Source organism: Pseudomonas sp. QE6 (assembly GCF_041379005.1).
GTDB lineage: Bacteria > Pseudomonadota > Gammaproteobacteria > Pseudomonadales > Pseudomonadaceae > Pseudomonas.
This window is the reverse complement of sequence record NZ_CP166873.1, coordinates 1648500-1670708: the sequence shown is the minus strand read 5'-3', so window position 1 is coordinate 1670708 and position 22209 is coordinate 1648500. Positions and strand designations below refer to the sequence as shown.

The following is a 22209-nucleotide window of genomic DNA, read 5'->3' as shown; positions in this document are numbered from 1 at the left end:
ACGACAATCGGCCGGCGCCCCGTTAGAATCGGAAACGACCTCGTCTCCGGTGGAAACCATGTTCTGGTTCTTGGCGATCCTCGCCTACCTGCTCGGATCACTGTCCTTCGCGGTACTCCTCAGTCGCCTGTTCGGCACCGCCGACCCGCGCGCCAGCGGCTCGGGCAACCCCGGCGCCACCAACATGCTGCGCCTGGCCGGCAGGAAGATCGCCATCCTCACCCTGCTCGGCGACCTCGCCAAGGGGCTGCTCCCCGTACTCATCGCCCGACTGATCGGCCTGACCGACGTGGAACAGGCCTGGATCGGACTGGCCGCCGTGATCGGCCACCTCTATCCGCTGTACTTCAACTTCCGTGGCGGCAAGGGCGTCGCCACTGCCGCCGGCATGCTGCTGGCGTTGTACCCGCCGGCGGCGCTGCTCGCGGCAGCCGCCTGGCTGGTCACCTTCAAGCTCTCGCGCACCAGTTCGCTCGCATCCCTGGTGGCCACACCGCTGACCCTGCCGCTGCTGGCCTGGCAGGAACCTTCGGCACTGCTGCCGATGACCGTACTCACCGGCCTGATCGTTTGGCGTCACCGCAGCAATCTGCGCGATCTGATCGCCGGACGCGAACGTCACTTCTGATCCACCAGCTTCCTGTCCGGCAAACCGCGCTGCAAGCGAAAAAACGGCCCATGCCGCTCAGAGCATGTGCCGCGTCGTTTGCAGCTTCATTATTCAGACAGCCGGCAGCGACTCCATTGGCCAGCGCGCCTTTACGCCGATCGAGGGACCATCCTTCTGCCCGGCCAGCAGCCGCTGGCAGCCAGCATAGGCGATCATCGCGCCGTTATCGGTGCAGAAGCGCGGGCGGGCGTAGAACACCTGGCCCTTCATCTCGCCGAGCATCTTTTCCAGATGCTGGCGCAGGGCCTGGTTGGCGCTCACGCCACCGGCGATCACCAGGCTCTTCAGGTGCGTCTGCTTGAGCGCGCGACGACACTTGATGGTCAGGGTTTCCACCACGGCGGTCTGGAACGCCAGGGCGATATCGCAGCGGGTCTGCTCGCTGTCGTCACCTTCGGCGACGCAACGCTGCCAGGTATTCAGGGCGAAGGTCTTCAGGCCACTGAAGCTGAAATCCAGGCCGGGGCGGTCCGTCATCGGCCGCGGGAAGACAAAGCGACCCGCAGTACCGCGCTCGGCCAGACGAGCGATCTCCGGGCCGCCGGGATAACCCAGGCCAAGCAGCTTGGCGGTCTTGTCGAAGGCTTCACCGGCGGCGTCGTCCACCGACTCGCCAAGCAGCTGGTAACGACCGATGCCATCCACCCGAACCAGCTGGGTATGACCGCCGGAGACCAACAAGGCGACGAACGGAAACTTCGGTGGCTGCTCTTCCAGCATCGGCGCCAGCAGATGGCCTTCCATATGGTGCACGCCGACGGCCGGCACGCCCCAGGCAAATGCCATGGCCTGGGCGCAGGAAGCGCCGACCAGCAGCGCCCCCACCAGGCCGGGACCGGCGGTGTAGGCGATGGCGTCGATGTCTTCGGCCGTGCAGCCGGACTCGTCCAGCACCTGGCGGATCAGCGGCAGCATGCGCTTGACGTGGTCACGGGAGGCCAGTTCGGGGACCACGCCGCCGTACACGCGATGCAGATCGATCTGGCTGAACAGCGCGTCGGCCAGGAGGCCTTTTTCGCTGTCGTAAAGTGCGACGCCGGTTTCGTCGCAGGAGGTTTCCAACCCCAGCACTCGCATGGGTTTGAGCCTTTACTCTGGGCAAAATTGAAGCCGCGCATCATAATCGCCGGCTTGGCTTCGGACCAGCGCTTTTCGATCGGAGGCTTTGCATTCCTTCGCCCGAACGTTTAATATCCGCAACCCTTGAAAACCGCCGACTCCCGAACCAACTGTCAGGAGCGCGATAAACCCCCGGTAATCATTGAAGGTACGACCTGGATGCCCGCCGTCAAAGTTAAAGAGAACGAACCCTTCGACGTAGCCCTGCGTCGTTTCAAGCGCTCCTGCGAAAAAGCAGGCGTACTGGCCGAAGTCCGTAGCCGCGAGTTCTACGAAAAGCCGACCGCCGAGCGTAAGCGCAAGGCCGCTGCCGCTGTTAAGCGTCACGCCAAGAAAGTGCAGCGCGAGCAGCGCCGCCGCGAGCGCCTGTACTGAGTTACAGCGCTACGTCGCACGCTTTCCGCATCGCCCGGCCCACTCGCCGGGCGAGTGCCTGAAACCAGGTACGATCACTCCGATTCGCCTTCGCGAACTTCGGAGTTTTTTGCTTTCCAGCCCATGCTTATTTTGCAAACCCACGACTAGCCGCTCACGGCTATGCTTGGGTCCACCCTGCGTCCCGATGAGTCTATGGCCGGCCTGATTCCACAATCCTTCATCGATGACCTGCTCAACCGCACCGACATTCTCGATGTGGTGAGCTCGCGCATCCAGTTGAAGAAGACCGGCAAGAACTACAGCGCCTGCTGCCCGTTCCACAAGGAGAAGACCCCCTCCTTCACCGTCAGCCCCGACAAGCAGTTCTACTACTGCTTCGGCTGCGGCGCCGGCGGCAACGCGCTCGGCTTCATCATGGACCACGACCAGCTGGACTTCGTCCAGGCGGTCGAGGACCTGGCCAAGCGCGCCGGCATGGACGTGCCCCGCGAGGAAGGCCGGCGCGGCAACAAGCCCCGCCAGCCGGTCGACTCACCGCTCTACCCGCTGCTCAGCGCCGCCGCCGACTTCTACCGCCAGGCACTGAAAAGCCACCCGGCACGCAAGGCCGCCGTGGAATATCTCAAGGGCCGCGGCCTGACTGGCGAGATCGCCCGCGACTTCGGCCTGGGCTTCGCGCCGCCGGGCTGGGACAACCTGCTGAAGAACCTGGGCGGCGACAGCCTGCAGCTCAAGGCCATGCTCGACGCCGGCCTGCTGGTGGAAAATCCCGACAGCGGCAAGCGCTACGACCGCTTCCGCGACCGGGTGATCTTCCCCATCCGTGACAGCCGCGGCCGGGTGATCGCCTTTGGCGGCCGGGTGCTGGGCGACGACAAGCCCAAGTACCTGAACTCGCCGGAAACCCCGGTCTTCCACAAGGGACAGGAGCTCTACGGCCTGTACGAGGCACGGAAGAACAACCGGGATCTCGACGAGATCATGGTGGTCGAAGGCTACATGGACGTCATCGCCCTGGCGCAGCAGGGCATCCGCAACGCGGTCGCCACCCTGGGCACGGCCACCAGCGAAGAACACATCAAACGGCTGTTCCGCATCGTGCCGAACATCCTGTTCTGCTTCGACGGCGACCAGGCCGGCCGCAACGCGGCCTGGCGCGCCCTGGAATCGGCGCTGAGCAACCTGCAGGACGGGCGCAAGGTGCGCTTCCTGTTCCTGCCCGAAGGTGAAGACCCGGACAGCCTGGTGCGCGCGGAAGGCCCCGACGCCTTCCGCGCCCGCCTCGCCCACCAGGCCCAGCCGCTGGCCGACTACTTCTTCCAGCAGCTCACCCAGGAAGCCGACCCCAGCACGCTGGAAGGCAAGGCGCACCTGGCAACCCTGGCCGGGCCGCTGCTGGAGAAGATCCCCGGCAACACCCTGCGCCTGCTGATGCGCCAGCGCCTGGGCGAGATCACCGGACTATCGAGCGACGCGCTCAACCAGATCAGCGCGCCACGTTCCGGCCACGCCAGCCATGGCGCCACCACCCCCTCGCACGGCCCGGAGCAGCACGCCCACGAGTACGCCGACTACGACATGGGTCAGTTCGCCGACCACGGCGACAACCACTACCAGGATGCTTCGAACTACTTCGAGGCGCCGAAGGATTTTCCCGCTGGCAATGGCGGCGGCAAGCCGGGCAAGAAGCCCTGGAAAGGCGACCGCAAGTGGGACGGCAAAGGCCGCAAAGGCGACTTCACGCCGCGCCAACCGCGTACCGAGATCAGCGTCGAATCGCCGACCCTGACCGCCCTGCGGACTCTGCTGCACCACCCGCAGCTGGCGCAGAAGGTCGAGGATGCCAGCCACTTCGCCAACGAAGGACAGACTTACTCGCAGCTGCTCGCGGCATTGGTCGAAGCGCTGCAAAAGAATCCGAAACAGGGCTCGATGCACCTCATCGCGCGCTGGCACGGAACGCCCCAGGGGCGCCTGCTACAGGTGCTGGCGGGGAAAGAATGGCTGATCGGTCAGGACAATCTTGAAAAGCAGTTCCGCGACACCATTACTACACTTGCACACAACCAACTGCTCAGCAGCCGCGAAGCCCGCCTGCAAAGCGTGCTGCGAAAGAATCCCAGTGAACTGACCGACGAAGAGAAAGCGTTATTGCGGGAGCACTACAGCACCGCCTCTTCATCAGGCGCCCAGAGCTGAACTGGCGCCTGAAGCCTCGAATCTGGTATAATCCTCGGCTTAATTTCAGCCCGCCAAGACCTTCAGTGGATAGGGTGTTATGTCCGGAAAAGCGCAACAGCAATCTCGTCTCAAAGAGTTGATCACCCGTGGTCGTGAGCAGGGCTACCTGACTTACGCAGAGGTCAACGACCACCTGCCGGAGGATATTTCCGATCCGGAACAGGTGGAAGACATCATCCGCATGATCAACGACATGGGGATCAACGTATTCGAGACAGCCCCGGATGCGGATGCCCTGTTGCTGGCGGAGACCGATACCGACGAAGCCGCCGCCGAAGAAGCCGCTGCCGCCCTGGCCGCAGTGGAGAGCGACGTCGGCCGCACCACCGACCCGGTGCGCATGTACATGCGCGAAATGGGTACCGTGGAACTGCTGACCCGCGAAGGCGAGATCGAAATCGCCAAGCGCATCGAGGAAGGCATCCGCGAAGTGATGAGCGCCATCGCCCAGTTCCCGGGCGCGGTGGACGGCATCCTCGAAGAATACAGCCGTGTGGTCGCCGAAGGCGGCCGCCTGTCCGACATTCTGAGTGGCTACATCGACCCCGATGACGGCAGCCTGCCGGCCGAGGAAGTCGAGCCCGTCGACCTGAAGGACGACAGCGCCGATGCCAAGGCCAAGGACGACGAAGAAGACGAAGAAGGCGACGGCGAAAGCTCCGACGATGACGAAGGCGATGGCGGTCCGGACCCGGAAGAAGCCGCCCGTCGTTTCGGCGCCGTCTCCGAGCAGCTGGACAAGACCAAGAAGGCCCTGAAGAAGCACGGCCGCGGCAGCAAGCAGGCCAGCGAGGAAATGCTCGCCCTGGCCGAACTGTTCATGCCGATCAAGCTGGTGCCCAAGCAGTTCGATGCCCTGGTCGCCAAGGTTCGCGACTCGCTGGACAGCGTCCGCCGCCAGGAACGCGCCATCATGCAGCTGTGCGTGCGTGATGCCCGCATGCCGCGCGCCGACTTCCTGCGCCAGTTCCCCGGCCACGAAACCGACACCGCCTGGGTCGACACCGTACTCAAGGGCAAGCCCAAGTATGCCGAGGCCATCGAGCGCCTGAAGGACGACATCCTGCGCAACCAGCAGAAGCTGGCTGACCTGGAAACCAGCTCGCAGCTGACCGTCGCCGAGATCAAGGACGTCAACCGCGCCATGTCCATCGGCGAGGCGAAAGCCCGCCGCGCCAAGAAGGAAATGGTCGAGGCGAACCTGCGCCTGGTGATCTCCATCGCCAAGAAGTACACCAACCGCGGCCTGCAGTTCCTCGACCTGATCCAGGAAGGCAACATCGGCCTGATGAAGGCGGTGGACAAGTTCGAATACCGTCGCGGTTACAAGTTCTCGACCTACGCCACCTGGTGGATTCGCCAGGCGATCACCCGCTCGATCGCCGACCAGGCCCGCACCATCCGTATCCCGGTGCACATGATCGAGACCATCAACAAGCTCAACCGAATCTCCCGCCAGATGCTGCAGGAGATGGGTCGTGAACCGACCCCGGAAGAGCTGGGCGAACGCATGGACATGCCGGAAGACAAGATCCGCAAGGTCCTGAAGATCGCCAAGGAACCGATCTCCATGGAAACGCCGATCGGTGACGACGAAGATTCGCACCTGGGCGACTTCATCGAGGACTCCACCATGCAGTCGCCAATCGAAGTGGCGACCAGCGAGAGCCTCAAGGAAGCCACCCGGGAAGTCCTCGCCGGCCTCACCGCTCGCGAAGCCAAGGTCCTGCGCATGCGCTTCGGCATCGACATGAATACCGACCACACCCTCGAGGAAGTCGGCAAGCAGTTCGATGTAACCCGTGAGCGTATCCGCCAGATCGAAGCCAAGGCGCTGCGCAAGCTGCGCCACCCGTCGCGAAGCGAACACCTGCGCTCCTTCCTCGACGAGTGATGAAGAACCCCCGGCCGAAAACCGGGGGTTTTTCTTTGGGGCCTTCCACTGGGCAAAGTGCCACGTCTACACTTCGGCGTAATCCCCCCCAGCAATGAGGCCCTTCATGCCGCGTCTGCAGGCAGTTCTACTGTGGTGCCTCGCATTCTGGGCCGGACAGGCATTCGCCCTGAACCTCACGCCCGAGGAACAGCGCTGGCTGCAGGAACACCCGAGCCTGCGCCTGGGCGTCGATACCTCCTGGCCACCCTTCGAATTCCGCGACAGCGACGGCCACTACCAGGGGCTCGCCGCCAGCTACGCCAACCTCATCGCCCAACGCCTGAACGTCCAGCTGGAACCGGTGGAGCCGGCCAACTGGGGTGAACTCCTGCGGTGGGCTCGTGAAGAAAAGATCAGCATCCTCCCCGGCGTCATGGCTACCCCGGAACGCGTGGGCTACCTGACGTTCACCCGCCCCTACCTCGACTTCCCGATCATCATCCTCGCGCGCGACGACGGCCCCACACCCCGCAACCTTACGGACCTGTATGGACTGAAGGTCGGCGTGGTCGCCCATTACGCGCCCTATGAGCTTCTGGTCAACAACCACCCTGATATCAGCCTGCAACCACTGCCCAGCATCGCCGCCGGCCTGCAGGCCCTGGCCACGGGACAGGTCGACGCCTTCGTCGGCGATCTCGCGTCCAGTGTCTGGAACCTGCGCCAGCTCAAGCTCGAAGGGGTGCAGATCAGCGGCGAAACGCCTTACCGCTACCAGCTGGCGATGGCGGTGCCGAAGAACCAGGCCATCCTCGCCGGCATCATCGACAAGGCTCTCGCCGAGCTCACACCCGAGGACATCGAAGCGCTGCAGGAGCCCTGGGTAGGCGGCCTGCTCGACAAACGGCCGATCTGGCGGGAGATGCTCGGCATTGCTCTACCCGTGTTCCTGCTGATCGCCTTTACCGTCCTGGTGCTGATCACCATGAACCGCCGCCTGCGCGGCGAAATGCAGCGGCGGGAAAAGCTCGAACTGGCCCTGCGCGACAGCGAGCAGCACTATCGCGGCCTGGTCGAGAGCCTGACGGCCATCGCCTGGGAAATGCGCCTGTCGGAGAACCGCTTCACCTACGTCTCCCCCCACGCCCAACGCCTGCTCGGCTACCCGATCAAGGACTGGCTGGAACCCGGTTTCTGGCAGCGCACCCTGTACCCGGACGACGCCGAGCAGGCTGTCACCTACTGCATGAGCGAAAGCCAGGCGGGGCGCAACCACAGTTTCGACTACCGCATGCTCGCCGCCGACGGCCGCGTGGTGTGGATTCGCGACATCGTGACGCTGATCCAGCACGGCGACGAGCAGATCCTGCGTGGGCTGATGATCGACATCACCGAAGCCAAGCAGACCGAACAGGCACTGCGCCTGTCCGAGCAGAAGTTCGCCTCGGTGTTCCATCACTGCCCGGACATCATCGTCCTCGCCCGCCGCGACGACGGGAGACTGCTGGCCGTGAACCGCACCTTCGAACAGCAGATCGGCATCACCGCCAGCGAGGCACTGGGCAAGACCTCCACCGAACTGGGCATCTGGGGTGAACCCGGCATGGGGCCGACCATGCTCGCCCGCCTGCAGGGGCAGAACCTCGACAACATCGAGATCCCCCTCAATCGCCGGGATGGCAAGCGCTTCACCGGGCTGCTCTCGGCCCAGCACATCGTCCTCGACGAAACTCCTGCCCTGGTCGTGGTGGTGCGCAACATCACCCAGGTCAAGCAGACCCAGGAGCAACTGCGCGTCTCCGAGGAAAAATTCGCCAAGGCCTTCCACGCCTCCCCCGACGGCATGCTCATCACCCGCATCAGCGACGGGCGACTGGTGGAGGTCAACGAAGGCTTCACCCGCATCACCGGGTACGACCGGGCCGAAGTGGCCCAGAGCTCCACCTTGAGCCTCGGGCTCTGGGCCAACCCGGCAGATCGCGAGCGCCTGCTCAGCTTCATCGACCAGGATTCGCGTGTACAGGACTTCACCGTACAGATCCGCACCCGCGACAGCAGCCTGCGCCTGTGCGAACTGTCCGCCCACCGCATCACCATCGGCAGCGACGACTGCCTGCTGACCATCGCCCGCGACATCACCGAACGCCAGCAGATGCAGGAAAAACTGCAACTGGCCGCCACCGTCTTCGAAAGCACCGCAGAAGGCGTGATGATCACCGACGCCAGCCAACGCATCATCGCCGTCAACCGCGCCTTCAGCGAAATCACCGGCTACAGCGAAGCCGAAGCGCTCGGCCACTCGCCGCGCCTGCTCTCCTCCGGCCAGCACGACAGCAGCTTCTACATTGCCCTCTGGCACCAGCTCAACGCCGAAGGCCACTGGCAGGGCGAAATCTGGAACCGCCGCAAGAACCACGAGCTGTACCCGGAATGGCTGACCATCAGCGCCGTGCACAACACCGACGGTGAACTGTCGCACTACGTCGGCGTGTTCGCCGACATCTCCACGCTCAAGTACGCCCAGGCAAAGCTCGACTACCAGGCCCACCACGACCCGCTCACCGGCCTGCCCAACCGCCTGCTGTTCGAAAGCCGCCTGACCACTGCGCTCAAGGAAGCCCAGGAAGACCACCACCAAGGCGCCGTGCTCTTCCTCGACCTCGACCGCTTCAAGCACATCAACGACAGCCTCGGGCACCCGGTCGGCGACCTGCTGCTGCAATCCATCGCCCATCGCCTGCGGGATCAGCTGCGCGACATCGACACCGTGGCCCGCCAGGGCGGCGACGAATTCATCATCCTGCTGCCCGGCCTGCACCAGGCGGTGGACGCCGAGCACGTCGCGAAAAAGCTGCTGCACTGCTTCGAAACCGCATTCATAGCCGGCGAACAGGAGTTCTTCGTCAGCGCCAGCATCGGCATCTGCCTCTACCCCGGCGACGGCAGCGACGTCGCCACCCTGGTGAAGAACGCCGACGCCGCCATGTACCGCGCCAAGGCCCAGGGCCGCAACCGCGTCGAGTTCTACACCCGCGAACTCACCTTCCAGGCCACCGAACGCATGGCCCTGGAACACGAACTGCGCCGCGCGCTGGAAAGCGACCAACTGCAGCTCTACTACCAACCCAAACTGGCGCTGGGCAGCGGCCTGCTGGTCGGCGCCGAAGCCCTGATCCGCTGGAAACATCCGCAATTCGGCGCGATATCCCCGGACCGCTTCATCCCGCTGGCCGAAGAGAACGGCCTGATCCTGCCGCTGGGCGACTGGGTCCTGCGCGAGGCCTGCCGGCAGATGAGCCGCTGGCAGGACAGCCACGCGGCCTTCGGCCCCCTATCGGTCAACCTCGCCGGCGCACAACTGCGCCAGCCCCATCTCATCGAACGCATCCGCGACCTGCTCGCCCGCTACCACCTGCAGCCCTCGCGCCTGCAGCTGGAAATCACTGAAAGCTTCCTCATGCACCAGACCGAAGAAGCCCTCGATATCCTCCACGGCCTGAAGGGCCTCGGCGTGCAACTGGCCATCGACGACTTCGGTACGGGCTATTCGTCCCTGAGCTACCTCAAGCAGCTGCCGCTGGACATCCTCAAGATCGACCGCTCCTTCGTCCACGGTCTGCCCGACGACCCGCACGACGCCGCCATCGCCCGCGCCATCATCGCCCTGGGCCGCAGCATGAACCTCACCGTGATCGCCGAAGGCGTGGAACACCAGGCCCAGGAACACTTCCTCGAAGCCGAAGGCTGCGACCAGATCCAGGGCTACGCCTTGAGCCCACCGCTGCCAGCCGACGCCTTTGCCAATCGATTCCTCACTCCACTGAACTCGGTTGGCGCTCCGGAAAACGCATCGGTATAATCCGCCGGCCTTCTGGGGGCCTATAGCTCAGTTGGTTAGAGCAGAGGACTCATAATCCTTTGGTCCACGGTTCGAGTCCGTGTGGGCCCACCATTTTCCACTCACAGGCTGTTCCCCTCGTCGTCAAATTGCCAGGATGGTAATTCCAATGCCGACCCCCACTGGATCTTCGCCCAACACCTTCGTCATTCTGTCCAGCAACACGCAGACCAACGCCCTGATCGACGGCACCAAATGGTGGGGCGGCGCAGGAACCCTCTCGCTCAGCTACAGCTTCCTCGGCAACACAGCCTATTTCGACCCCTACTACTCCGACGCTCATGAGCCGGATGCCTATTTCGTCCTGAGCGCGGGCCAGCAAGCCGCCGCGACCAAGGCGCTGGCAACCTGGAGCGCAGTAGCCAACATCAGCTTCTCCAAGATAACGGAGAGCAATACCCAGGTCGGCACGCTGCGTTTCGGCGGCTACTGGAACATGGACGCCGATGCAGCGGCCTGGGCCTACATGCCCGACTCCACACCCAGTGCGGGCGACGTCTGGATCGGCCCGAACACAGGCGCCACCCCGCAAGCCGGCGACTTCGACTACCTGACTTTCGTCCACGAGATCGGCCACGCCCTGGGCCTCAAGCACCCCTTCGAGCCTGGCTCCAGCAACGGCACCATTCTCCCGGCGCAGTACGATAACGTCCGTTACACCGTGATGAGCTATACGGACCCGTACTACTTCGAGCCGACCACTCCGATGCTGCTCGACATCGCGGCGATCCAGTACATCTACGGCGCGAACATGAGCTGGCAGACCGGCAACAACACCTACAAGTGGGCTGCAGGCACCAGCGTATTCGAAACCATCTGGGATGCGGGCGGCACCGATACCATCGATGGCAGCAACCAGCTGGACGCCGTCGCTATCAATCTCAATGCCGGCTCGTTCAGCAGCATCGGAAAGAAGTTCTGGGACGGCAGCAGCTACATCAACAACTGCCTGGCCATCGCCTATGGCGCCAATATCGAAAACGCCACTGGCTCCGGTTACAACGACCGCCTGACAGGCAATGGCCTCAACAATGTCCTCAACGGCGCCGCCGGGGCCGACGTCATGATCGGCGGCGACGGCTCGGACGCTTACTACGTCGACAACAGCGGCGACGTCGTCAGCGAAACCAACGCCAATGCCACCACTGGCGGCACCGACACGGTCCTCAGTTACCTCTCGGCCTACACCCTGGGCAGCAATCTGGAAAACCTGCGCCTCCTCGCCAGCGGTGCCGCCAACGGCACCGGCAATGCCCTGAACAACACCCTCTATGCCGGCAGCGGCGACAATCGCCTCGACGGCGGCGCCGGCATCGACCTGCTGGCTTACAACTACGCCAGCAAGGGCATCACCCTCAACCTGGGCCTCACCACCGCCCAGGCCACCGGTGGCTCCGGCACCGACACTGTCCTCAACTTCGAACGGGTCAGCGGTAGCGCTTACAACGACACCCTCACCGGCAACAGCGGCGCGAACTACCTGTATGGAAACGCCGGCAACGACGTACTCAACGGCGCCGCCGGGGCCGACGTCATGATCGGCGGCGACGGCTCGGACGCCTACTACGTCGACAACAGCGGCGACGTCGTCAGCGAAACCAACGCCAATGCCACCACTGGCGGCACCGACACGGTCCTCAGCTACCTCTCGGCCTACACCCTGGGCAGCAATCTGGAAAACCTGCGCCTCCTCGCCAGCGGTGCCGCCAACGGCATCGGCAATGCCCTGAACAACACCCTCTATGCCGGCAGCGGCGACAATCGCCTCGACGGCGGCGCCGGCATCGACCTGCTGGCTTACAACTACGCCAGCAAGGGCATCACCCTCAACCTGGGCCTCACCACCGCCCAGGCCACCGGTGGCTCCGGCACCGACACTGTCCTCAACTTCGAACGGGTCAGCGGTGGCGCTTACAACGACACCCTCACCGGCAACAGCGGCGCGAACTACCTGTATGGCAACGCCGGCAACGACGTACTCAACGGCGCCGCCGGGGCCGACGTCATGATCGGCGGCGACGGCTCGGACGCCTACTACGTCGACAACAGCGGCGACGTCGTCAGCGAAACCAACGCCAATGCCACCACTGGCGGCACCGACACGGTCCTCAGTTACCTCTCGGCCTACACCCTGGGCAGCAATCTGGAAAACCTGCGCCTCCTCGCCAGCGGTGCCGCCAACGGCACCGGCAATGCCCTGAACAACACCCTCTATTCCGGCAGCGGCGACAATCGCCTCGACGGCGGCGCCGGCATCGACCTGCTGGCCTACAGCTATGCCAGCAAGGGCGTCACCCTCAACCTGGGCCTCACCACCGCCCAGGCCACCGGTGGCTCCGGCACCGACACTGTCCTCAACTTCGAACGGGTCAGCGGTAGCGCTTACAACGACACCCTCACCGGCAACAGCGGCGCGAACTACCTGTATGGCAACGCCGGCAACGACGTACTCAACGGCGCCGCCGGAAATGACACACTCCTCGGAGGCAGCGGTACCGACCAGTTGAGCGGAGGCCTCGGTGCGGACATTTTCGACTTCGACGCGCTGACCGATTCCGTTCTCGGATCGCTGCGCGACGTGATCAAGGACTTCAAGCTCGCCGAAGGCGACAAGATCGATTTGTCCACCCTGGATGCACGTTCCGATACCAGCGGCAACGATGCCTTCACCTTCATCGGCAGTGCGGCCTTCAGCACTACCAATGCCGCCGGCCAGCTGCGCTACAGCGACGGCATCCTTGCTGGCAGCGTGGACGCCGATACGGCAGCCGAGTTTGAAGTCCAGTTGGTGGGCGTCAGCAGCTTCAGCAGCAGCGGCCTGATCGCCTGACCCGGCCTGCGCTCAGAACAGCGCCTGCACCTGCTGCAGGCGGGTTCGGGTCATCGAACCACAACGGCTGTGCAGACCAACGTAGCTCTGCAGGACCAGCAGCTTGCTGTTGAGCAGATCCCGACGAGCGGCGAACAGCCGCTGTTGGGCATCGAGTATCTCCACGGTGGACCGCACCCCGGCCAGGTAGCCCTTCTGCGCCGATTCCAGGGCGCGCTGGTTGGAGTGTACCGCCGCCAACAGGGCCGCGCTCTTCGCCAGGCCACTCACCACACCGAGATAATCCGCTTCGATCTCTTCGGCCAACTGCTGGAATGCCGCGTCGTATTCGGCCTCGGCTTCCGTCTGCAACGCTTCGGCCTGGCGGATCGAGGCGCTCACCCCACCTCCCTCGTAAATAGGGACAGTCAGTTGCACGCCGACATAGTAAGTCGACTGACGTTGCGCCTGATCGTTGAGACTACCCGGATCGGACTGCGCCAACTGGCCGGTCAGATTCAGGCGTGGGTAGTGCCCCGCCCGCTGTTTTTCGAGCCCGGCCTGCGCCACGGCAACCGCAATTCTTCGGCTCTCCAGCAGAGGGCTGGACTTCTTCGCCCAATCGAGCCAGTACGCCAGGTCGGTTCCGGGTGGCAGCAAATCCGGCGGCGGCAAGTGCTCCTGAACCGCAGCCACCTGCGTCACCACGGATCCGACTCGTTCCTCCAGTCGGTTCAGCGCAAGATGGCGGCGGGCGACCTGCTCAATGACCTCGGCCCGCACAAGATCCAGACGCGCTTGTGCCTCTTCTCTGTCGGTGACGGTCCCCTCGCCCGCTTCGAACAGCCGCCGGCTTTGCTCTGCCAGCGCCTCGATCGCCAGCATCTGCTGCCGCGCCAGACGAAGCTCGTTCTCAGCCCTTGCCACCTCGAAATAGGCATCGACCACACGAGGGAACAACTTCTGACCGGCGCTCCCGAACTCCGTGGCACCCAGCTTGCCGCGAGCCTTGGCTTGCTCGTAGCCGGCCCAGCGAGCCTTGTCATACAGCGGTTGCTGAACGATCAGCGCGTGGGAATCAGCCTGGAAGTTCTGATCTTCCAAGACCGCGCCACTGCCGCCGCCCAACCGCTCCCCCTCGCCGTAACGCGAGCTGATGTCAACGCTGGGCAGCAGCGGCGCTCGCCCGATCACCTCCTCCTCCTGTGTGGCGCGATAGGCATAGCCAGCCACCTGGTATTCCGCGTCGCCGGAACGGTAAGAGTCGTAAGCCTGCAGCAGGCTCAACTCGCTGGCCTGAACGGCCAGGCCGGTCGACCAGGCCAAGACCATCAGCACGATGCGCATCACTCCTCCTTGAAGGCACTGCTCAAGCGCGCGGTCAGCGGGCGTAGCAGGTAACTAAACAGCGTGCGCTCGCCGGTCTTGATGATCACATCCGCCTGCATCCCCGGTTTGACGACCAGGCCCACCTCCTGGAGGGTGGCATTCATCCCGGGCGCCGGTGCCACCTCCACCGAGAAATACGGCAGGCGCGAACGCTCATCCAGCAACTGGTCGGCGGACACCGTGGTCACTCGCCCCAGCAGCACCGGCACCTGCACTCGCTGCAAGGAGGCGAAGCGAATATCCACCGGCAGGCCCTGCGATAATCGGTCGGCTACCAACGGCGGAAACTGCGCCTTGAGCACCCAATCACCGCCTTGCGGCACGATGTCCATCAGGCGCTGTCCAGCGGGCACCACACCTCCGACCGTGTGTACGACCAGCCCGATCACCTGGCCATCGACCGGCGCAGTCACCCTGCTGTTGGCCAGCTCGAACTCAAGCGCCTTGATCCGTTCGGTCAGGCCGGCCGCCTCGGCCGCCACCTCGGTCAGTTGCGACTCCGCCTCGCGGCGGAAGCTTTGCTCCTGCTGCAAGGACTTGAGCGCATTCTCCCGAATCGCTTGGCGGGTTCGGCCGATATCGGCAATGTTCCGTGCCGCCGTGGCAGTCAGTTCGGCGGCATTGCGCTCGGCCTCGAGCAGACGGTTGCGCGGCACGTAACCATCCCGGGCGAGGCTGCGCAGGCCCACGAGTTCTTGTTCCTGAAAGCGAAGCTGGTTGTCCTGGCTGGTGGCGATCCGCTGATAGCCGCCAAGCTGCTCCTGCAAGGCCGCCTGCTCATGCTTGAGGATCTGCAACTGACTCAGTTGCTCGGCCCGGCGGGTAGCAAATAGATCCTGCTGCAAGGCCATCGCCGCCTGTGCACGAGGATCTCCTCGTCGCGCCTGCAACTCCTCCGGCCAGACGATCTCGGGATGCCCCACCCGTTCGGCAATCAGCCGCGCCTCGACGCTACGCGCCGTGAACCATTGCCCCAGTGCCACGGCCAACTGCGCCTGGGCCTGAACCTCGTTGAATTGCAACAGCGGCTGCCCCCGGCGGACCTGGTCGCCCTCACGCACCAGGATGCGCTCGATAACCCCGCCTTGCAGGGTCTGCACGGTCTTGCGCTCACCGGCTACCACCACCGTGCCGTTTCCCACCACGCCTTGATCGAGCGGGGCAAACCCCGCCCACAACAGGAAGCCGCCAAGACCGATGGCCAGCAGCGACAAGCCAAAACGCACCTCTCGATTGGGGTCAGTCTCCAGGGCCCGCGGCGCTTTCCCGCTCCAGCGGTCAGCCGTGTTCATACCGTCACGCCCGTCTGGCTCGTCACCGGCAGCAGCACTTTGAGTACCTGGTCCCGCGGACCGAACAACTTCATCTCGCCTCCTTGCAGATAGACCAGCTTGTCTACCGCCGGCAATACATTGGGCCGGTGGGTGACCAGCACCACGGAGGAGCCGGCCGCCTTGAGCGAAGCGACTGCCTGCACCAGCGCCGCCTCCCCTTGTTCATCGAGATTGGAGTTCGGCTCATCCAGTACCACCAGCACCGGCTGCCCATAGAGCGCACGGGCCAGGCCGATGCGCTGCTTCTGCCCCCCCGACAACCCCAGCCCCCCCGCACCCAGCAGCGTGTCGTAGCCCTCGGGGAAGTGCAGCACCATGTCGTGGATGCCCGCCTTGCACGCGGCATCCACAATCCTGGCCGAGTTCAGCTCGCCGAAACGGGCGATGTTCTCCGCCACAGTGCCATCGAACAGTTCGATGTCCTGGGGTAAATAACCCACATAGGGCCCCAGCGCCTGGCGCGACCACTGGACGATCTCCGCGCCGTCCAGACGCACGGAACCTTCGCAGGCAGGCCAGATACCGATCATGGCCCGGGCCAGCGAAGACTTGCCCGAGGCACTCGGGCCAATGATCGCCAGCACCTCACCGGGCGCCAGCGTCAGGCTTACCCCTTGCAACACCGCCCTGGCTGCCCCCGGTGGCCGAACCGCCACACGCTCCAGATGCAACGCGCCGCTCGGCGCGGGCAGCGCCAGGCGTGGCGGCTCAGGGGGAAAGTCAGCGAACAGGCTACTTAACCGGTCGTAGCTGTGACGCGCACTGCCGAACTGTTTCCAATGGGTGACGAGCTGTTCGACCGGCGCCATCGCGCGCCCCAGCAGCACCGACACTGCGATCATCACCCCGGCGGAAATCTGACTCTCAAGAACCAGAACGGCCCCCAGACCAATGGCCAGGGATTGCCAGCTGATACGCACGAAGCGCGTCAGGGCGGCGATCCTCGCGGCCTTGCCGCTGGCATCGACCTGGGCCTGGACCAGGCGCTGCTGCAGGTCGCCCCAACGCCTGCGCAGCGCACCCAGCATGCCCATCGCCCAAATCACTTCGGCGTTCTGCAAACTGCTGTTGATGTAACTGGACGACTGCAACGAAAGCCTGCCGGCTTCAGCCAATCCTTTTCGGGTGGCCAGCTCGTTCCAGCATGCCAGCCCGACCAGCAACAGCACGCCGACCAATGTGAAGACACCAAGCCAGAGATGAAAAAGGAACGCCACCAGCAGGTAAATGGGTAGCCAAGGCAGGTCCATCAGTGCAATCAACCCAGCGCCCGTAACCAGTTGCCGGATATTGCCCAGGTCATGGATCAACCGTGCGGGGTCCGAGCTGGCCTGCCGCAGGCTCCGCTCGAATACCGCAGAGAACAACCGATCCCTGAGCTGCGTATCGATGCCGGCACTCATCTTGATCATCACCTGGCCACGCACCCACTCCAGCAACCCGCCAAGCGCGAACAGGCCCAGCATGATCAGGGTCAGCATTAGGAGCGTCGTCTCGTTGCGACTGGTCAACACCCGGTCATAGACCTGCATCATGTACAGCGAAGGAACCAGCATGAGCAGATTGATCACCCCGCTGAATAAAGCAAGTACGCTGAAAACGCGCCGATAATGCAGCAATGCAGCATCAATTTCGCGATGAGGGTCGAGCACAAGTCGCATAGGTCACAGGGCCGGCATGGGAGGCGCCGCGAAGGCTAACACGCCTCCCCCTGCGCATCTCAAGTGGCCGCGCTACCCCGGCAAGCGTTGGGCATGCCTGTCTCCTCGGCCTCTGCCGGCACAGCCATCGGGGTCCCGGTGCCAACGCCTCATGCATGCAGCGATGGTCACTGGGGGAACAGGTCCTGCCCGGAAAGAAGCGTTGCATGCCATTCTTCACTTCGTCATCAACGGCGCTCCCGAGCATGACGAGGATCAATGCTCGATATCCACAGCTCATTAAATTGATGTCCTTTTGCCACTAACGAGCTTTGTCATGACTCTCCACCGGTTCCCGGTGCAGCTGCTGGTCACATCCCAGGACCCGGCGCAGGCCCGTCAGGTTCGTGCGTTGCTGGCTGCCTACGGTCTCCCCTGTGCGGTGCTCGAAGGCCCCGGGGACTGCGAGCAGGCGCCGCTGTGCCGCTGGTTCAAGGACGCGCCTCTGAGCGAGACGGCGCAGCTGCATGCGCTGCTGGCCGATGCCATCGGCGTGCTGGAGCGCAGCCGCCATGCCTTCCGCTCGCGCGAGCTGGGGGAGTTGCGCCAGCGGCTCAGCACCGCGCTGGAGGAGTTGTCGGGGCAGCGCGCACTGGTGTAAAACTCTCCGACCCGCGTTCCGCTGCTGCGGAAGCTGGCTTTGCCGGGCAGGACTTGTGGGCCTGCAAGACAAAGCGCCGTGTTTGTCGCCGTTCATCCGGCTGACGGGCCGGCGCTTTTTTCATGCCCGAACAAAAACCAGCCACCCGCAAGGAGCCAAGCATGGGCCTGGGACCGAAGCTCGACAGCGTGCTCGAGCGCATCGGCCTGTCGATGACGGAAATCGAACAGCGTCTGGAGTACCTGAACTGGGGCGAGGACGATGCCCGTCAGTTGAACGGACACGCCAGTGAACTCGATCTGTGCCACCGGCAGTTCATCGATCGACTCTACGACCATCTCGACCATTTCCCCCACCTGGCGGCGATCCTCGCCGACCCGGCGACGATGGAGCGCCTCAAGCGCAGCCAGTTCGAGTACTACCGCCAGCTCTGGGACGCCCCGCAGAGCGCCGACTATGTGCGGGATCGCCTGCGCATCGGGCTGGTGCACCAGCAGGTGGGCGTGGAGCTGAAGTGGTACCTGGGCGCCTATCGGCTGTACCTGGAGCACATGCTCGACGAGCTGCTGGGCGATGCTCCGGAAGCGGCGAGCTTCAGCAGCCTGCTCAAGCGAGTGTTCTTCGACATGTCACTGGCCATCGACACCTACGGCGCGGCGCAGCGCCAGGCTCTGGAGGACAGCGAGGCGCGCTTCGCCCGGGCCCTGCGCGGGGCCAATGACGGCATCTGGGACTGGGACCTGGGCAACGACCGCCTCTACGTCTCCGAACGCTGGGCGCGCATGCTCGGCCTCTCCCGCGACAACCTGGGCGAGAGCAGCACCAGCTGGTTCGCCCGCGTGCATCCGGACGACCTGCCCGGCCTGCGCCAGGCCATCGATGCGCACCTGCGCGGCAGCAGCCCGCTGCTCAATCACGAGTACCGCATCCGCCAGCGCGACGGCGGCTATCTCTGGGTGCAGGCGCGCGGGGTGATCACCGACGGGCGCATGGCCGGATCGCAGACCGACATCAGCCAGCGCAAGGCCAGCGAGCACCAGCTCAGCCACGCGGCGCGCCACGACCCACTGACCGGCCTGGCCAACCGCCTGCGCCTGGACGAGTTGCTGCAGCAGGCGCTGATGCGCCAGCGCCGCCCCGGTGCGCGCGAATCCGCGCTGCTGTTCATCGACCTGGACCGCTTCAAGCTGATCAACGACAGCCTCGGTCACGCGGTGGGCGACCGGGTGCTGGTGGAGGTCGCCCAGCGTCTGCTGCGCTGCCTGCGCCTGGGCGATCACCTGGCGCGCTTCGGCGGCGACGAGTTCGTGGTACTGCTGGACGACCTGGCCAGCCTGAACGATGCCGAGCAGGTCGCCCAGCGCATGCTCGATTACCTGCACCTGCCGCTGAACGTGGACGGCCGGACGCTGGTGGTCAGCGCCAGCATCGGCATCACCGGCCTGATCACCGACGGCCAGGCCATCGACACGTTGCAGGCCGCGGACCTGGCGCTGTACCGCGCCAAGGAGGCCGGCAAGGCGCAGTACGCGCGCTTCAGCCAGGAACTGCAGGCTGAGGCGCAGCGCCGGCTCGATCTGGAGAGCGCGCTGGCCCAGGCGCTGCGCAACGAAGAGTTCAGCCTGAACTACCAGCCCATCGTGCGCCTGGACGGCGACGAGGTCCGCTGGGTGGCGGTGGAGGTGCTGCTACGCTGGAGCCGAAATGGCGAGGCGGTGTCGCCGCTGCAGTTCATCCCGGTGCTGGAGGAGTCCGGGGAGATCGTCCGGGTCGGCGACTGGGTGCTGCGCCAGGCCTGCCGGCAGACGGCGCTCTGGCAGCGCGAGGGGCGCAAGGACCTGTACTGCTCGGTGAACCTGTCGAGCCGCCAGCTGCAGCAGCCGGGGTTCGCCGCGCGGGTCCGGCAGATCCTCGCGGAAAGCGGTCTGTCGCCATGCAGCCTGGTGCTGGAAATCACCGAGAGCCTGCTGATGCAGGACGGCGCGGAGACCCTCGCCTGCCTGCGCGAACTGGCCGCCCAGGGCGTGCGCCTGGCGCTGGATGACTTCGGCACCGGCTATTCGTCGCTGGGCTATCTCAAGCGCTACCCGCTGCACATCCTGAAGGTGGACCGCAGCTTCATCACCCGCGTGCCCGACGACCCGGAGCTGAGCGCCATCTGCCGGGCGATCATCGGCCTCGGCCATAGCCTGGGGCTGGAGGTGGTGGCCGAAGGCGTCGAGCGCCAGGCGCACCTGGACTTCCTGCACCAGGAGGGTTGCCGCTATGCCCAGGGCTTCCTGTTCGGCCGGCCGCAGGCGCCGGAAGCACTGTTCGAGAACAGCCCGGAGCTGCCGCGATGAAGCTGAACCTGCCGGTCACCGGACGCCAGGTCGAGGTCCCGGAACACGCCAACATTCTCTCCACCACCGACCTCAAGGGCGCGGTGAGCCACGTCAACCCGGACTTCCTCGCCATCAGCGGCTTCAGCGCCGAGGAGCTGCTGGGGTTCAACCACAACCGCGTACGCCACCCGGACATGCCACCGGCCGCCTTCGCCCACCTGTGGCAGACGCTGCAGGCCGGGCGCAGCTGGATGGGGCTGGTGAAGAACCGCTGCAAGAATGGCGATCACTACTGGGTCAGCGCCTTCGTCACGCCGATCCACCGCAATGGCCGGGTGGTGGAGTACCAGTCGGTGCGCACGCGGCCCAGCGCCGCGCAGGTCGAGGCTGCCGAACAGCTGTACGCGGAGTTGCGGGAGGGCGCGAGCGTGTCCCGGCCGCGTTTGCCGCTGCTGGCGCAGTTGTTGATCGGAATGGGTGTAGCCCAGGGTGTCGGGGGCTTGCTGGCGCTCTTCTCGCCACAGTTGACACTGCCAGGGACCCTGCTCGCGCTGGGGCTCACCGGCGGCTGGGTGTGGCTGCGTCTGCGCCCGCTCGATGCGTTGCTCAAACGCGCCCGGAGCATCGCCGACAACCCGCTGAGCCAGCGTCTGTACTCAGGCCGCGACGATGAGTTCGGCGAACTGGATTTCGCCCTGCGCATGCTGGAAGCGGAAACCGCCGCCGTGGTCGGGCGCATGGCGGATGCCTCGCAGCAACTGGCCGAACATGCCACGGCGCTGGCCGACGCCATGGCCGGCGGCAGCGCGGCCACGCAGTTGCAGCAACGCGAGACCGAGCAGGTGGCCAACGCCATGCACGAGCTCGCGCAGAGCGTGCAGGAGGTGGCCCGTCATGCGCAGCACAGCGCCGTGGCCGCGCAGTGCAGCGAGCGCATCACCCAGTCCGGACATGACGACGTGCGCAGTACCCGTGGCCAGCTCGCCGAACTGGAAGCCGGCGTGCGCCAGGCCTGCGCCGCGGTGGAGGCGCAGCAGACGCACAGCGAGGCGATCTCGCGGATGCTGGAGGTGATCCGCGACGTGGCTGGGCAGACCAACCTGCTGGCGCTCAATGCCGCCATCGAGGCGGCGCGAGCGGGCGACAGCGGGCGCGGCTTCGCGGTGGTCGCCGACGAGGTACGCGCCCTCGCCTCGCGGACCGAGGAGTCCGCGCGGGATATCCAGGGGCTGATCGGCAATCTGCAGCGCGGCGCCGAGGATTCGGTGCGCGCCCTGTGGCACTGCTGCGAGCAGGCGCTGGCCAGCCTGGAGCAGGCCGGCCAGGCCACAGGCACGCTGGAGCGGATCAGCGAGCAGGTGTCGTCGATCCAGCGCATGAGCCTGGAGATCGCCACTGCCATCGAGCAGCAGGGCGCGGCCAGCGAGGAGGTGCAGCGCAGCCTGCAGGCGATTCGTGGATCGGCCGACAGCAATGCAGCCAACGCCGGCACCTGCCAGCGCAGTGCGACGCGCATGGCGGAGCTGGCTGGGGAGTTGCGGCTGCTGGCGGAGCATTTCTGGGAGGGAAGCCAGGCGGGTTAGCGCTTGGCGATGATGTACACGGCGTGGACGATGCCGGGGATGTAACCGAGCAGCGTCAGCAGGATGTTGAGCCAGAACGCGCCGCCGAAACCGACCTGGAGGAACACGCCCAGCGGCGGCAGAAGGATGGCGATGAGGATTCGGATGAGGTCCATGCGATGGCTCCTTGTAAGATTGCCTCGTGCATGGAATGGACCGCCGGCGCGCTGAGCGGGTTCAGAGAATCTGGCTGGCTACGGCGCTCGCCTGTAGGGGCGCCCCATGGGCGCGAATCGCGGACGAAGTCC

General features: G+C 65.0%; 14 protein-coding genes and 1 tRNA gene. 10 read left to right on the top strand and 5 right to left on the bottom strand.

The window, feature by feature from the left end; genetic code table 11:
• Window positions 1–58 precede the first annotated feature (58 nt).
• Window positions 59–628, top strand: coding sequence for a glycerol-3-phosphate 1-O-acyltransferase PlsY (gene plsY / locus ACAW63_RS07530; protein ID WP_371232795.1), 570 nt, complete (start codon window positions 59–61; stop codon window positions 626–628).
• A gap of 93 nt (window positions 629–721) precedes the next feature.
• On the opposite strand, the gene tsaD is transcribed toward plsY, so the two are convergent.
• On the bottom strand, window positions 722–1747 hold the full coding sequence (tsaD, locus tag ACAW63_RS07525; RefSeq protein WP_371232793.1) for a tRNA (adenosine(37)-N6)-threonylcarbamoyltransferase complex transferase subunit TsaD: 1026 nt from the start codon (window positions 1745–1747) through the stop codon (window positions 722–724).
• Between the two features lie 201 nt (window positions 1748–1948).
• Between tsaD and rpsU the strand changes: the two genes are divergently transcribed.
• The 6 genes from rpsU (at window position 1949) to ACAW63_RS07495 (ending at window position 13012) form a co-directional block, all read left to right on the top strand.
• Window positions 1949–2164, top strand: coding sequence for a 30S ribosomal protein S21 (gene rpsU / locus ACAW63_RS07520; protein ID WP_003085057.1), 216 nt, complete (start codon window positions 1949–1951; stop codon window positions 2162–2164).
• 195 nt (window positions 2165–2359) lie between these two features.
• Window positions 2360–4366, top strand: coding sequence for a DNA primase (gene dnaG / locus ACAW63_RS07515; RefSeq protein WP_371232791.1), 2007 nt, complete (start codon window positions 2360–2362; stop codon window positions 4364–4366).
• Window positions 4367–4445: 79 nt separating this feature from the next.
• Window positions 4446–6302, top strand: coding sequence for an RNA polymerase sigma factor RpoD (gene rpoD / locus ACAW63_RS07510; RefSeq protein ID WP_371232789.1), 1857 nt, complete (start codon window positions 4446–4448; stop codon window positions 6300–6302).
• 106 nt (window positions 6303–6408) lie between these two features.
• A complete protein-coding gene (locus ACAW63_RS07505) occupies window positions 6409–10143 on the top strand; it encodes a bifunctional diguanylate cyclase/phosphodiesterase (RefSeq protein ID WP_371232788.1) in 3735 nt (1244 codons plus the stop codon).
• Window positions 10144–10159: 16 nt separating this feature from the next.
• Window positions 10160–10236, top strand: a tRNA-Ile gene (locus tag ACAW63_RS07500).
• 55 nt (window positions 10237–10291) lie between these two features.
• A complete protein-coding gene (locus ACAW63_RS07495; RefSeq protein WP_371232786.1) occupies window positions 10292–13012 on the top strand; it encodes a M10 family metallopeptidase C-terminal domain-containing protein in 2721 nt (906 codons plus the stop codon).
• A gap of 12 nt (window positions 13013–13024) precedes the next feature.
• Here the strand turns inward: ACAW63_RS07495 and ACAW63_RS07490 are convergent, their stop codons facing one another.
• The 3 genes from ACAW63_RS07490 to ACAW63_RS07480 are packed head-to-tail and all read right to left on the bottom strand — an operon-like array spanning window position 13025 to window position 17375.
• Window positions 13025–14338 (bottom strand): TolC family outer membrane protein, encoded by a 1314-nt coding sequence (locus ACAW63_RS07490; protein ID WP_371232784.1) that lies wholly within the window; start codon window positions 14336–14338, stop codon window positions 13025–13027.
• Entirely contained in the window at window positions 14338–15672 is a 1335-nt protein-coding gene (locus tag ACAW63_RS07485; RefSeq protein ID WP_371232783.1) for an HlyD family type I secretion periplasmic adaptor subunit, read from the bottom strand. Before ACAW63_RS07485 ends, ACAW63_RS07490 begins: the two co-directional genes overlap by 1 nt.
• Window positions 15669–17375, bottom strand: coding sequence for a type I secretion system permease/ATPase (locus ACAW63_RS07480; RefSeq protein ID WP_371232781.1), 1707 nt, complete (start codon window positions 17373–17375; stop codon window positions 15669–15671). Before ACAW63_RS07480 ends, ACAW63_RS07485 begins: the two co-directional genes overlap by 4 nt.
• Window positions 17376–17691: 316 nt before the next feature.
• Between ACAW63_RS07480 and ACAW63_RS07475 the strand changes: the two genes are divergently transcribed.
• The 3 genes from ACAW63_RS07475 (at window position 17692) to ACAW63_RS07465 (ending at window position 21922) form a co-directional block, all read left to right on the top strand.
• The gene (locus ACAW63_RS07475; RefSeq protein ID WP_371232780.1) at window positions 17692–18015 is read left to right on the top strand and encodes a hypothetical protein; all 324 of its coding nucleotides are present in this window, start codon (window positions 17692–17694) and stop codon (window positions 18013–18015) included.
• 161 nt (window positions 18016–18176) lie between these two features.
• Entirely contained in the window at window positions 18177–20357 is a 2181-nt protein-coding gene (locus tag ACAW63_RS07470) for a putative bifunctional diguanylate cyclase/phosphodiesterase (RefSeq protein WP_371232778.1), read from the top strand.
• Window positions 20354–21922 (top strand): PAS domain-containing methyl-accepting chemotaxis protein, encoded by a 1569-nt coding sequence (locus ACAW63_RS07465; protein WP_371232776.1) that lies wholly within the window; start codon window positions 20354–20356, stop codon window positions 21920–21922. The genes ACAW63_RS07470 and ACAW63_RS07465 overlap by 4 nt, the downstream gene beginning before the upstream one ends.
• Here ACAW63_RS07465 and ACAW63_RS07460 read toward each other — a convergent pair.
• Window positions 21919–22077 carry a YqaE/Pmp3 family membrane protein gene (locus ACAW63_RS07460; RefSeq protein ID WP_003084988.1) on the bottom strand — a complete coding sequence of 53 codons (159 nt, stop codon included), beginning with the start codon at window positions 22075–22077 and terminating at the stop codon, window positions 21919–21921. The genes ACAW63_RS07465 and ACAW63_RS07460 overlap by 4 nt on opposite strands.
• Window positions 22078–22209 lie beyond the last annotated feature (132 nt).

Coding starts and splice junctions, on each gene's coding strand:
- plsY (WP_371232795.1), top strand. CDS start 59: ATGTTCTGGTTCTTGGCGATCCTCGCCTACCTGCTCGGATCACTGTCC.
- ACAW63_RS07465 (WP_371232776.1), top strand. CDS start 20,354: ATGAAGCTGAACCTGCCGGTCACCGGACGCCAGGTCGAGGTCCCGGAA.
- ACAW63_RS07490 (WP_371232784.1), bottom strand. CDS start 14,338: ATGCGCATCGTGCTGATGGTCTTGGCCTGGTCGACCGGCCTGGCCGTT.
- dnaG (WP_371232791.1), top strand. CDS start 2,360: ATGGCCGGCCTGATTCCACAATCCTTCATCGATGACCTGCTCAACCGC.
- ACAW63_RS07485 (WP_371232783.1), bottom strand. CDS start 15,672: ATGAACACGGCTGACCGCTGGAGCGGGAAAGCGCCGCGGGCCCTGGAG.
- ACAW63_RS07470 (WP_371232778.1), top strand. CDS start 18,177: ATGGGCCTGGGACCGAAGCTCGACAGCGTGCTCGAGCGCATCGGCCTG.
- ACAW63_RS07495 (WP_371232786.1), top strand. CDS start 10,292: ATGCCGACCCCCACTGGATCTTCGCCCAACACCTTCGTCATTCTGTCC.
- tsaD (WP_371232793.1), bottom strand. CDS start 1,747: ATGCGAGTGCTGGGGTTGGAAACCTCCTGCGACGAAACCGGCGTCGCA.
- rpsU (WP_003085057.1), top strand. CDS start 1,949: ATGCCCGCCGTCAAAGTTAAAGAGAACGAACCCTTCGACGTAGCCCTG.
- ACAW63_RS07460 (WP_003084988.1), bottom strand. CDS start 22,077: ATGGACCTCATCCGAATCCTCATCGCCATCCTTCTGCCGCCGCTGGGC.
- rpoD (WP_371232789.1), top strand. CDS start 4,446: ATGTCCGGAAAAGCGCAACAGCAATCTCGTCTCAAAGAGTTGATCACC.
- ACAW63_RS07480 (WP_371232781.1), bottom strand. CDS start 17,375: ATGCGACTTGTGCTCGACCCTCATCGCGAAATTGATGCTGCATTGCTG.
- ACAW63_RS07475 (WP_371232780.1), top strand. CDS start 17,692: ATGACTCTCCACCGGTTCCCGGTGCAGCTGCTGGTCACATCCCAGGAC.
- ACAW63_RS07505 (WP_371232788.1), top strand. CDS start 6,409: ATGCCGCGTCTGCAGGCAGTTCTACTGTGGTGCCTCGCATTCTGGGCC.